The organism is Acinetobacter sp. YH18001, assembly GCF_013416975.1.
GTDB classification, from domain to species: Bacteria; Pseudomonadota; Gammaproteobacteria; order Pseudomonadales; family Moraxellaceae; genus Acinetobacter; species Acinetobacter pseudolwoffii.
In genome coordinates this window covers 1-11,833 of sequence record NZ_VPEU01000032.1, presented here as the reverse complement: position 1 = coordinate 11,833, position 11,833 = coordinate 1, and the positions used below count along the sequence as shown (strand labels likewise).

General features: G+C 43.1%; 9 protein-coding genes, 1 tRNA gene and 2 pseudogenes. 11 read left to right on the top strand and 1 reads right to left on the bottom strand.

Annotated elements, in window-relative coordinates; all coding sequences use genetic code 11:
- Window positions 1-2: 2 nt before the first annotated feature.
- Window positions 3-1,025: an EF-P beta-lysylation protein EpmB gene (gene epmB / locus FTV48_RS10480; RefSeq protein WP_180000249.1), complete on the bottom strand. Its 1,023-nt coding sequence runs from the start codon at window positions 1,023-1,025 to the stop codon at window positions 3-5.
- 379 nt (window positions 1,026-1,404) lie between these two features.
- Here epmB and efp point away from each other — a divergent pair, with 379 nt between their 5' ends.
- The 11 genes and pseudogenes from efp to FTV48_RS10430 all read left to right on the top strand — a co-directional run bounded on the left by efp (window position 1,405) and on the right by FTV48_RS10430 (window position 11,561).
- Window positions 1,405-1,974 carry an elongation factor P gene (efp, locus tag FTV48_RS10475; protein ID WP_005171644.1) on the top strand — a complete coding sequence of 190 codons (570 nt, stop codon included), beginning with the start codon at window positions 1,405-1,407 and terminating at the stop codon, window positions 1,972-1,974.
- Between the two features lie 171 nt (window positions 1,975-2,145).
- Window positions 2,146-4,245, top strand: a complete 2,100-nt coding sequence (locus FTV48_RS10470) for a carbon starvation CstA family protein (protein ID WP_005171642.1) — start codon at window positions 2,146-2,148, stop codon at window positions 4,243-4,245.
- 10 nt (window positions 4,246-4,255) lie between these two features.
- Window positions 4,256-4,558, top strand: coding sequence for a YbdD/YjiX family protein (locus FTV48_RS10465; protein WP_005096505.1), 303 nt, complete (start codon window positions 4,256-4,258; stop codon window positions 4,556-4,558).
- Window positions 4,559-4,989: 431 nt separating this feature from the next.
- Entirely contained in the window at window positions 4,990-5,952 is a 963-nt protein-coding gene (locus tag FTV48_RS10460; protein WP_005096506.1) for a MoxR family ATPase, read from the top strand.
- A 12-nt stretch (window positions 5,953-5,964) separates the two neighbouring features.
- Window positions 5,965-6,870, top strand: a complete 906-nt coding sequence (locus FTV48_RS10455; RefSeq protein WP_005171639.1) for a DUF58 domain-containing protein — start codon at window positions 5,965-5,967, stop codon at window positions 6,868-6,870.
- Between the two features lie 13 nt (window positions 6,871-6,883).
- Entirely contained in the window at window positions 6,884-8,875 is a 1,992-nt protein-coding gene (locus FTV48_RS10450; RefSeq protein ID WP_180000247.1) for a DUF3488 and transglutaminase-like domain-containing protein, read from the top strand.
- Window positions 8,876-8,922: 47 nt separating this feature from the next.
- A tRNA-Val gene (locus FTV48_RS10445) sits at window positions 8,923-8,999 on the top strand.
- A 175-nt stretch (window positions 9,000-9,174) separates the two neighbouring features.
- Window positions 9,175-10,185 carry a site-specific integrase gene (locus FTV48_RS10440; protein WP_180000245.1) on the top strand — a complete coding sequence of 337 codons (1,011 nt, stop codon included), beginning with the start codon at window positions 9,175-9,177 and terminating at the stop codon, window positions 10,183-10,185.
- Between the two features lie 218 nt (window positions 10,186-10,403).
- Window positions 10,404-10,673 (top strand): annotated as a pseudogene (locus FTV48_RS15125) (Panacea domain-containing protein); the annotation flags it as partial.
- A gap of 84 nt (window positions 10,674-10,757) precedes the next feature.
- A pseudogene (locus FTV48_RS15120) lies at window positions 10,758-10,934 on the top strand (MBL fold metallo-hydrolase); the annotation flags it as partial.
- Window positions 10,935-11,018: 84 nt separating this feature from the next.
- Window positions 11,019-11,561, top strand: coding sequence for a cysteine hydrolase family protein (locus FTV48_RS10430; protein WP_180000241.1), 543 nt, complete (start codon window positions 11,019-11,021; stop codon window positions 11,559-11,561).
- Window positions 11,562-11,833 lie beyond the last annotated feature (272 nt).

Genomic DNA, 11,833 nt, shown 5'->3' with positions numbered 1-11,833 from the left:
ATTTAACTCAAAAATGTTGAAACCCCAAAAAGCGGTGTCTTATTGTTCTCGCCCGCTATTTCTCGAACCAGTTTAGGAACCAAATACCCCGGAAGGTTCGCTAAAACTTCAGTATAAATCTCATAAATGTCATCAGGTGGTAAATCAAAATGATGTGCACCTTTTACTTTATCAAGTACATGTAAATAATACGGCATCACCCCGGCATCAAACAAGCGATAGCTTAAATCTGTCAAAACCTGAGCAGAATCATTCACACCTTTTAATAAAACTGTCTGATTCAGCACAGTAATCTGTTCTTGAACCAACTGGTTCAAACGCTTGCAGGTGAAGTCATCCAGCTCCGATGCATGGTTGGAGTGTACCACCAGAATAATACGTAGCCTACTGTTTTTTAACATGCTAAGTAGCTCTTCGTCCACCCGGTTAGGGATCACAATGGGAACTCGTGAATGTATTCTTAAAAATTTGAGCTGTGGTAGAGATTCTAGCCGCTCGATCCAGAGTTGCAATTTCCGGTTGGATAAGGTCAGTGGATCACCACCGCTCAGAATCACTTCATTAATATCAGGCTGGCTTTGCAGATATTGCTTGATATTGATCCAGTCTTCATTTTTAGGCAGGTTGTCCTGATAAGGAAAATGCCGGCGGAAACAGTAACGACAATGCACGGCACAGGCACCGGTCAGCGTCAGCAAGAAACGCGATTTATATTTATGTAATACGCCGGGCTGCTGATTGGCCTGTTCTTCGCCCAAGGGATCGGTAACAAATCCCGGATGATCTTCCAGCTCCAGATGATGCGGCAGGACTTGTAACAGTAGCGGGTCTAAAGGATTGCCTGGCTGCATTTTGCCGACAAAAGCACGTGGCACACGTAATTTGAACTGTTCACTGGCCAAAATGGCACCTGAGAGCAGCTGCGCCGGTGCGAGTTGCAGCAGTTCAAGCAGTTCGTGCGGATCGGTAATCAGGTCGCTAAGCTGTGATTGCCAGTTTTGTTCTTGATATAAATAATTCGTCATGCTGGAAGATTAACAGTAGAAGTGGGAGCAAGGCCAGAGGGTTGCAGTTTAACAGTTTGTCGAGAACCAGAATAATCTGCTGTGCGATAAAATTTGTCGTCATGACTATATGTCAAAAATGATGACAGCCGGATGGCATTTTAGCGTCCAGCAAGACATGAATAAACAAAGGATTTTCATGCCTGATGGTAACTTAGGCAGTGTGAAGGGCTGAAAGCGGAATTTTTCATTGCGGCGAGCGCCATTGCTCATTTAGAATACGTAACATTAAATGAATGTGCATGTGGCAACTTAATGTTCGTGTCAGACTTGCTAAATGACATTGCAACAGCCCTTAGCATCGATAGATTAAAGTTAGTAAGTTTGGAGAGCGCCAGTCATGGCCTATTATTCTACGAATGATTTCAAGTCAGGCCTTAAGGTTATGCTTGATGGTAACCCATGTTCAATCATGGAAAACGAATACGTAAAACCAGGTAAAGGCCAAGCCTTCAACCGCGTAAAATTACGTAACCTTAAATCAGGTAAAGTTCTGGAAAAAACATTCAAATCAGGCGAGAACCTAGAAGCGGCTGATATCGTTGAAGTAGAAATGGAATACTTGTACAACGATGGCGAAATGTGGAACTTTATGGATCCTGTATCGTTTGAACAAATCGCAGCTGATAAAACAGCGATGAGCGATGCTGCAAAATGGTTAAAAGACGATTCAAATGAAAAATGTACCATTATGCTGTTCAATGGCGTGCCGTTAAACGTGACTCCACCGAACTTCGTGGTACTTAAAATCGTTGAAACTGATCCAGGCGTTCGTGGTGATACTTCTGGCGGCGGCGGTAAGCCGGCGAAACTTGAAACAGGTGCTGTGGTACGTGTTCCATTATTCGTACAGCAAGAAGAAAGCGTTCGTGTAGATACCCGTACTGGTGATTATTTAGAACGTGCATAATGGTTTTAAAATAGACTATTATCGAGAGGGATGATCTAGATCATCCCTTTTTTTATGCCAAAGTCTTAGAGGAAAGTGAAAAGAACAGGCGTAAAGTCGCAAGGGAAAACAGCAGTACTTCGAACAACAACAACCGCGCTGATTTGTATGCATCACAATATGAGGGATTGAATGGAAACTTTACAAAAGAAGTCCACGCTGACTTCGAAAATAATTTGGCTTTTGGTAGCCATAGTGGGTGCAGTCTCCTTTGGAGTGCTGGCCCTGAGTCGGGGTGAGCATGTCAATGCAGTCTGGCTGGTACTGGCAGCTGCCTGTGTCTATAGCATTGCTTACCGTTTCTATAGCCTGTTTATTGCCACCAAAGTATTCGAGCTGAATGAGCGCCGTTTAACCCCTGCGCATCGTCTGGCCGATGGTCTGGACTATGTGCCAACCAATAAAAGTGTTTTGTTTGGCCATCACTTTGCTGCAATTGCCGGTGCAGGCCCGCTGGTCGGTCCGATCCTGGCCGCGCAAATGGGTTATTTGCCCGGAACCATCTGGCTCTTGGTCGGTGTAGTACTGGCCGGTGCGGTACAGGATTTTCTGGTGCTGTTTATTTCGACCCGTCGTGACGGTCGTTCACTCGGTGAAATGGCCAAGCAGGAACTCGGCACCTTTGCCGGTATTATCGTCATGCTTGGTGCTTTAGGCGTGATGATCATCATCCTGGCGGTGTTGGCACTGGTGGTCGTCAAAGCCTTGACCAATAGTCCGTGGGGCGTGTTCAGTATTGCTGCCACGATTCCGATTGCGATCTTTATGGGCGTGTATATGCGTTTTATCCGTCCGGGTAAAATTGCAGAAGTGTCGATTATTGGTTTTGTATTGATGATGCTCGGGATCATCTACGGTGAAAACATCGCGCAACATCCGTACTGGGGGCCGTTCTTCACACTATCGGGAACTGAGCTGACCTGGGCATTGATTATCTATGGATTTATTGCATCAGTATTGCCGGTGTGGCTGTTGCTTGCGCCACGTGATTATCTATCCACTTTCTTGAAAATTGGTGTAATTGCCGGTCTGGCGATTGGTATTCTGTTTGCCATGCCTGAAATGAAACTGCCAGCGGTGACCAAGTTTATTGATGGTACTGGCCCGGTATTTGCAGGCTCCATGTTCCCATTCCTGTTTATTACCATTGCCTGTGGTGCGATTTCCGGTTTCCACGCCTTGGTCTCTTCGGGAACGACACCGAAACTGGTCAATAACGAACGCGATATCCGTGTGATCGGTTATGGCGGTATGTTGATGGAATCTTTTGTGGCGATCATGGCTTTGATCTGTGCCGCAGTTCTGGATCCGGGAATTTATTTTGCGATTAACTCGCCAGCCGCCTTACTTGGGACTACCGCAGAAAGTGCGGCAGAAGCAGTGCGTACTCTTGGTTTTGTGGTAACCCCTGAAGCCTTGACTTTATTGGCTCAAGAAGTCGGTGAAAACTCGATTCTGTCACGTACAGGTGGTGCACCGACTTTTGCGATTGGTATGGCGCATATCATCACGGAAATTTTTAATAGCCGTGAAATGATGGCGTTCTGGTATCACTTTGCGATTCTGTTTGAAGCCTTATTCATCCTGACAGCGGTAGATGCCGGTACGCGTGCCTGTCGTTTCATGGTACAGGACACAGTCGGTATCGTGATTCCTGCGGTGAAAAACTCGCATAATTTCTTTGGTAACTTGCTGGGTACTGCGGTTGCAGTCGCAGGCTGGGGCTTCTTCGTCTATCAGGGCGTGGTCGATCCACTCGGCGGCATTAACAGCTTATGGCCGCTGTTTGGTATTGGTAACCAGATTCTGGCTGCGATGGCGCTCATTCTCGGTACAGTCATTCTGTTCAAAATGAAAAAACAGAAATATGTCTGGGTCACCATTATCCCGACCGTTTTCCTGTTCATTACTTCCATGACTGCGGGCTGGCAGAAGATTTTCCACGAAAATCCGAAGATTGGTTTCCTGGCACAAGCTGATCGTTTCAATACGGCCATTGCCAATAATGAAATCCTGGCGCCGGCTAAAAGTATTGCAGAAATGCAGACTGTGGCCATGTCGAATCAGATTAATGCCGCACTTTGTGCCTTCTTTATGATCGTTGCTTTTGTGATGCTGTTCGCCGCGATTCGCGTGATTCGTCGTGCTTTAGCAGATCCGAATCCTTCTGTGCATGAAGCGGAAGCCATCTATCGCGATCCTGAAGACATTCAGCCAGCGAAAGGTCATTAAGGAGAGTCTTATGAATCTGAAATTTGCCAAAAGCGGAAAAACCATGATTTATAAAATCATCAAAATGACCGTGATGTCACAAAAGGATTTGATTCTGAATCCGAAAAACTGGTCACGTATTGCGACCTTGTGGCAACGCTTGCAGCAAAGTTTCCGCCTGATGGTTGGGGTGCCAGATTACCAGACCTATGTGGAGCATATGCGCAAGCATCATCCAGACCTGGAAGCGATGGACCCGAAAACATTTTATCGTCACTGTGTGGATTCGCGTTATCCATCGGCAGGCGGCGGGATGAAAAAGTGTCCGTGTTAATCATTGAGTAAAACAAGCGCCTTTCGGGGCGCTTTTTTATGCCTAAATATCGGTCTTAAAAATGGCCGAGCGAATGACCTCTCATTTCATTCACTCAGTTGTTTCAGAATATTCTTGATTCAAATCCAGGATAAAAATAAATCTGCATACCTTTTAAGTATGGTGTTTTAACTATCATAAATAAAATGTATACGAGGTATTAATACTCGCACTCGAAGAAAAAATGATTTCTTCTTGAACCGGTTTTTTTGCCTGTTTTCTATGTTGCCATTTTCTCCGTACTTGATAAAACCCACCTATTTTTATTTGAATTTTCGCCATTTTGTCGCGGGTATTCTCATTCAGTTACACAGATAGAGAATTGATCTTTTGGGGAAATTAAAATTTCAGTGTATGTTAATCCTAGACCGTGTTTTATTAGGAAAATTAGTGTGATCTGGGGCATGAAACAAAAGGAAAATAACGATACTGCACATCTCAATACTGTGCTTGAACAAAAGATTGCAAGTTATGCGCCCAAGATCCAGCATTTTTTTGAAGAGGTCAATGCCATCGTACTGGACAAGCAGGCCCAGACCAAGTTGGCGCTGTGCTGTCTGATTGCAGGTGGTCATGTTCTATTTGAGGATTTACCGGGTCTGGGGAAAACCACATTGGCGAGTAGTCTGGCACATCTGGCAGGGTTGAAGTTCCAGCGGATTCAATTTACCAACGATATGCTGGCCAGCGATGTCATCGGTATTAATATGTTTAACCAGAAAGAACATCAGTTCGAGTTTAAACAAGGCCCGATTTTCACCCAGATTTTACTGGCAGATGAAATTAACCGTTGTAGCCCCAAAACCCAGAGTGCCTTACTTGAAGCCATGGAAGAGGGTTATGCCACCATTGATGGCGTACGCTATGCCTTGCCAAAACCATTCTGGGTGATTGCCACACAGAACCCGCTGTTTCAAAGCGGCACTTATGCCTTGCCGGAATCGCAGCTGGATCGTTTTCTGATGCGTTTGTCTTTGGGTTATCCATCGCGTCATGCCGAGAAGCTGTTATTACAGCAGGAATCCCGTTTTGCCCTGATTGCCAGTCTGGCGCATATTTTTACTGAAGATGAAATTCTGGATCTGCAAAGTCTGGCGCATCAGGTCTTTATGAGTGAAGCGATTCAGGAATATCTGCTGGATCTGGCGGAAGAAACCCGCAAGAACCGTCATGGCCTGTCCACCCGTGGTTTATTGGCACTCAAGCGTGCAGCACAAGCGCATGCGCTGATTCAGCAACGTGCCTTTGTCACAGCGGATGACGTACAGGCCGTATTTGTGGCGGTGACTTCACATCGTCTGGGTTTGAGTGAAGCTGAAACTTTGAATGTCATGCAACAGGTTGCGGTCAGCTAAAGGAGTCCTCTCTTGGATAAAACCTGGCAAGAATGGCTGGCCAAACGCTTTCAATTTTCACAGCAGAAACAGCTCTCGCAGAAAGACGTCTTGGTATTTATTTATCAGCAGGGCTATCTGTATCTGGTGTTGATCTTGATCACCTTTGTGGCAGGGGTGAATTATGCCAACAATCTGATTTTAGGTTTCTGCTTTTTAATCAGTGCTGTGCTGTGTATCAGTTTTTATCTGACGTTTAAGCAGCTGCATGGCTTGAAGATTGAATTAATCGCGGATGAAGTGGGGCAGGTCGGACACAGTCTGAATCTGCAAATGTATTTTCAGCAGCAGCAAGTTCGACCACATTATTTGTATATTAAAGCTGGAAATCAGCTACACAAAGTTTATCTGAATGCACAGAAGCAGCAGTTTATCCTGCCATTTTATGCAGAGCAACGCGGTAAATTTGATTATCCCGTCATTCAAATATATTCGGTTTATCCTTTTGGATTGGTTCGGGCCTGGACTTATCTTTATCATCAGCATACTGCCTGGGTTGCGCCCAAAGCAGAAGTTTTTAGCGCAGAAAATAGATACCATCTGAACCGCTTTGAACCAGATATGGATGAATTTCGCGAGCTGCGAAATTACCAGACTGGCGATTCCTTGCAGTCGGTATCCTGGAAGCAGTTTGCCCGAGGACAGGGCTTATATGTCAAGGTTTTTGAGCAGTATCAGGATGAACACAGTATCGAGATTCATTATGAACATATGCCGACGCAATCACATGAAGAAAAACTTGAATTTATGATGGGACTGATCGAGCAATGCGAGCAACAACAATGTGCTTATGCACTGCATTTGCCCCAAGCCGAATTGCCACAGGGTGCAGGTGAAGCGCAACTGCGTAAAGCCAAACAGTTATTGGCACAGGCCTAAGGCAGATAAAGCAATGATCAATGCAAAAATCCGTACTTCGATTGTACTGACCTTGAGCCTGATTCTCATCGCCCAAATGGCATTTATTCCGGTTTTACTCAGCATTATTTTCGCCATCAGTATTCTGTGTATCTGGATTTATCTGAAACGTCAGCAGCCATTTCCTAAAATTGGCACCTTCTTGCTCACAGTTTTGGCACTGGGCAGTATTTATTTAAGTTATCAGAGCTTTATTGGTGTTGAAGCTGGAGTGGCAGTTTTATCGACATTTTTATTTGCCAAATCACTGGAAAGTAAAAACAGGCGTGACTTAATTATTTTGTTTAATTTTGCCCTATTTGTCGCTGCCAGTTCATTTTTATACAGTCAGTCATTTGGCATGGCGATCGTGATTGTGCTGTGTTTAATCAGCTGTCTGATTGGCCTGTACCGGATTCAGACCAGCGAGTTTGAGCAGGAGCCGACCACCCAGCGTGCCGCCTTACAACAGGATGCCAAGCATGTAGCGAAGTTTATCCTGTACGCCATTCCATTTTTTATCCTGCTGTTTATTTTCTTCCCGCGTTTGCCACCACTTTGGCATATTCCCATCCCAGAAAATAAAGGTGTGACCGGTATTAGCGACAGCATGTCGCCCGGTGATATTGCTGAATTATCGCAGTCTAGTGCATTGGCTTTCCGGATTATCGGTGATGTCAGTAAACTCCCACCGCGTTCAGAGCTGTATTGGCGCGCCTTGGTACTGGATGAATATGATGGTCAACGCTGGACCAGCAGTTTCGTCAATCAGCAACCTTTAATGCGACAGCCCATGGATAGCTCGCCAGTGCCGGTTGGATGGAACTATCAATATCTGGCTGCGGATCCTTCGGTGTTCTGGATCATGGGGCTGGAAAAATCAATACCTGTGGAGCGCCGTTATTATAACCGTCAGGACTGGAGTATTGTGCCGCGACGACTCACGCAACGTGTTGAACCGATTCCGCTGCAGTGGATTGGGACACAATATGATCCTCAGGCTGTAGGTCAATATCTTGCGCGAATCAATACCCAGGTACAGCGCAGATTGGATCCTCAAGCGCAGCAGCTGGCACAACGCCTATATATGCAAAGTGCTGAAGATCCACGCCGTTATGTGCAGAACGTTCTCAACTGGTATCAGCAGAATAACTTTGTTTATACCCTGAAACCGGGCCAGTTGGGACAAAACCGGATTGATGAATTTCTATTTAACTCCCGGCAAGGGTTTTGTGAGCATTATGCATCGAGTTTCGTCATGCTGATGCGTTATGTCGGGATTCCTGCACGTGTGGTGACTGGTTATCAGGGTGGGGAACTGGCACCGGATCGTAAGAGTTGGGAAGTCCGGCAACTGGATGCTCATGCCTGGACAGAAGTCTGGTTAGATCAGAAATGGCAGCGCTTTGATCCGACCGCCATGATTGCGCCGCAACGTATAGATGGCGGAATGCAAAACCTGCTGTCTCAAGATGAAAGAGTCTGGTCAAATAATTCGACCTGGACATCGCAGAATAATCAGTGGATGACCAAGATGCGGGTCTGGAGCGATTATGCCAGCTACCAGTGGCAAAGCAAGGTAGTGGGTTATAATGCAGAATCGCAACAGAACTGGCTATCAAAATTAGGTCTCAGTTCGGCTTATTCGAGTATTGTAGTTTTGCTCGGCAGTATTGCACTACTGATTCTAGCCTATGGACTCAGAATTTATCTAAAAGCCCGACAGGCTCAATCTCCATTTGATCGTGCTATCCAACAGTTGAATCAATCTTTAGCTGACGATCTCAAAAAACAGCCTGCTGAAACTTTTCATCACTGGATGCAGCGTTTATCCCAACAGGTTAAGATTGAAAATCAGTCTATATTTATAGAAGCAATCCGGCTTTTTGAAAAGTATCTTTATTCAGGAGCAGAACTTACTGATCAAGAATTGAAAAAGTTCAAGTATTTGCTTAAAACTTGTGCTGATAGTTTGGAAATCAAATGAAAAGACTTGTCTTCAGTCAGAAAAATTTATAATATGCCATGCATTCTAGGTGTATAGCTCAGTTGGTTAGAGCGCTACGTTGACATCGTAGAGGTCAGCAGTTCGAGTCTGCTTATACCTACCAAGATTCTAAACGTTATGTTATAAGGGTTTTAAGCGAAAACAATAGCTTAAAACCCTTTTTTGTTGTCTGGAATAAAGTCGAACCTTAACAGCACTATCCGTAAAATCGCTACTTTTTGCGGATAATGCCGTTAAATTTAGACCAAGATTAGACCAAGAATATAGAGTTATAGATCATGAAAATGCCTAAAGCGGTCAAGCGCGGTGAAAGTTACAGAATTAAAATAATGATTGCTGGAACAACATATTCAGCAACTAGAGATACCGTAAAAGAATGCGAGCAATGGGCTGCGCAAAAGATGCTTGAGGCAAAGGCAAATAAACTTTCTGAAGATCTGGGCGTAAAACAGTACTATCCATTCAAAACACTTTTTCATAAATATTATGACGAGCATGGGCGAAAGCTTCGTGGATCCAAATACGTCAAAGAGCAATTAGCGCCGTTTGATGAAAAGTTTGGTGCCCTGGCAGATATGTCGATTCATGACATCACACCAAAGCATTTAACTGCCTGGCGTAATAAACGTTTAAGAGAGGTTGGGGCAAATACGGTATTGCGGGAAATTGCGCTGTACTCGTCAGTTTTTAGTTATGCAGTTAAAGAGCTTTTCTTATTGGAAACCAATCCATGGATGGGTATTAAAAAACCAGCCAAACCTAAAGCGCGTAATCGCCGTATTCGTGATGAGGAAATCCAGCTCATCTTAGAGGGATTGAATTATCGTGAAGGGCAGACACCGACATTACCAGAGCACTATGTTGCCTGGGCATTTCTATTTGCATTGGAAACAGCAATGCGCCGTGGTGAAATTCTCGGTATTACCATGTCAGAAATTTATGATCGGCACGTGCACTTACCTAAAACCAAAAACGGTGATGCTCGTAATGTGCCACTTACTAAAAAGGCTCTAGCACTCCTGGATCTAATCGATCATGAAGGGGATAAGTTGATTCCACAAAATGAAAATGCCTTCCGGTTAATGTGGGAGCGTCGCAAGGCAAAAGTAGGATTAGCGGATATTCATTTTCATGACACACGTCATGAGGCCATTACTCGGTTTGTAAATAACCAGAAATTGCCGGTAGAAGTGCTGGCAAAGGTGACAGGTCATAAAAATATTAAAGTTCTGGTGAATACTTACTACAACCCGGATGTAGAAGATATTGCGGATATGATGGATGCGTAACAATAGATAGGAGTGTGGAACATTTATGTTTCACGGTATTGCTTATTTGCGGTATATGTTATAAATTAAGCATATACAAAGGTAAGAATAATCTTACCTTTTGTTGTCTTTAAAATAAGGAACTAGAAATGTACACCGTCACTATTTTTCGACAATGTTAGACCTTAGTATATTTTTTCTAAGTTATGTTGAGTTAAGTGTTTTATGTGAGGTGCGATATGGATAATAAAAAATATACAGCGATGGATATTGCTAATTACATTGTAAATTTAGTTAATGTTCCAGATAAGAAACTATGTACTTTAACCCATATTAAATTACAAAAAATTTTATATTATGTTCAAGCTACTTATATGGCTAAAAATGGTGGAACCCCATTATTTACTAATGATATTGAAAAATGGCAGTATGGTCCAGTTGTAAGAGAGGTTTATAGCGAATTCAAGGATTTTGGTATAAGTCATATTAATACAACAAGAAGCTATCTTGTCAGAGAAGAAAAAGGTAATTTTCAGTTAGTTGATACAGATATTTGTGCCATAGAAAATGATATTAATATTAGTAGCCATATAAAAGAAGATACTTATCGCGCAACTCAGAAAGCACCAAATGCCAAAGTTATTGCTGTTCACATGGATGCCATTAACCACATGTCGGTAACACGTGCTCAGCTTGCAGAATATGTAAAAGACAAAGGAATTCAAGATAAGGTTTTAATTCCTATCGATGGTGAAACACTTTCTTTCTAAAGTAACTTAAAGAAATGGAATACTTCCACTTCTTTAAAAACCTAAGTAGAACAAAACAAATATTAGTTAAGTAAAGGAACAGATATGTCAAAATCAGCTTTATTAGTTATCGACTTACAAAATGAATATCTACCTACAGGTAAATTACCCTTAGTAAATATTGAACAAGCTGCTGCTAATGCAGTGAAAGTAATTGCGAAGGCCCGTCAACAGGGTACACAAGTTATTCATGTCCAACATATTGCTAATGCTGAATCTCCTATATTTGAACCCAACTCAAATGGTATTGAATTTCAGGACACAGTTAAGCCGCAAGAAGATGAATCTGTGATCATTAAAAATCACATCAATGCGTTCTTAAACACGAATCTCAAAGAAATTTTAGATAGCAATCAAGTGACTGAGTTAGTCGTGATTGGTGCTATGAGCCATATGTGTGTCGATGCGGCTGTTCGTGATGCTTCTGATTTTGGTTATAAGGTAAAAGTTATTCATGACGCTTGTGCAACACTAGACCTGGAATTTAATGGCGTTAAAGTACCTGCTGGTCATGTCCATGCAACATTAATGGCCGCTTTTGAATTTGCATATGCTCAAGTGATATCAACTGAAGATTATGTTAGCTAACGATTAAGATTTTCTAAAATTAACATAATACACATCTTACAAAATGCTTAAATTTTTCCTTTTAGCATCAATATCTTAGTCAAAACCGTTCTAGGGTTCAGCGAACTAGAACGGTTTTTTCATGATTATTCATGTTCCATGCCTATTATTCAATCAAAGCTCCATGATCTTGATTAGATATTCTAATAATTCAATTCATCTTAGTAAAAACCGAGCGAGTGTCTACGAGCGATTGAGCACCATTAAAATTTACGCCGCATGAAGAAATACAA

What these genes read in the sequence shown, in the direction of transcription:
- epmB (WP_180000249.1), bottom strand. Translation starts at nt 1,025, where the DNA reads ATGACGAATTATTTATATCAAGAACAAAACTGGCAATCACAGCTTAGC.
- efp (WP_005171644.1), top strand. Translation starts at nt 1,405, where the DNA reads ATGGCCTATTATTCTACGAATGATTTCAAGTCAGGCCTTAAGGTTATG.
- FTV48_RS10470 (WP_005171642.1), top strand. Translation starts at nt 2,146, where the DNA reads ATGGAAACTTTACAAAAGAAGTCCACGCTGACTTCGAAAATAATTTGG.
- FTV48_RS10465 (WP_005096505.1), top strand. Translation starts at nt 4,256, where the DNA reads ATGAATCTGAAATTTGCCAAAAGCGGAAAAACCATGATTTATAAAATC.
- FTV48_RS10450 (WP_180000247.1), top strand. Translation starts at nt 6,884, where the DNA reads ATGATCAATGCAAAAATCCGTACTTCGATTGTACTGACCTTGAGCCTG.
- FTV48_RS10440 (WP_180000245.1), top strand. Translation starts at nt 9,175, where the DNA reads ATGAAAATGCCTAAAGCGGTCAAGCGCGGTGAAAGTTACAGAATTAAA.
- FTV48_RS10430 (WP_180000241.1), top strand. Translation starts at nt 11,019, where the DNA reads ATGTCAAAATCAGCTTTATTAGTTATCGACTTACAAAATGAATATCTA.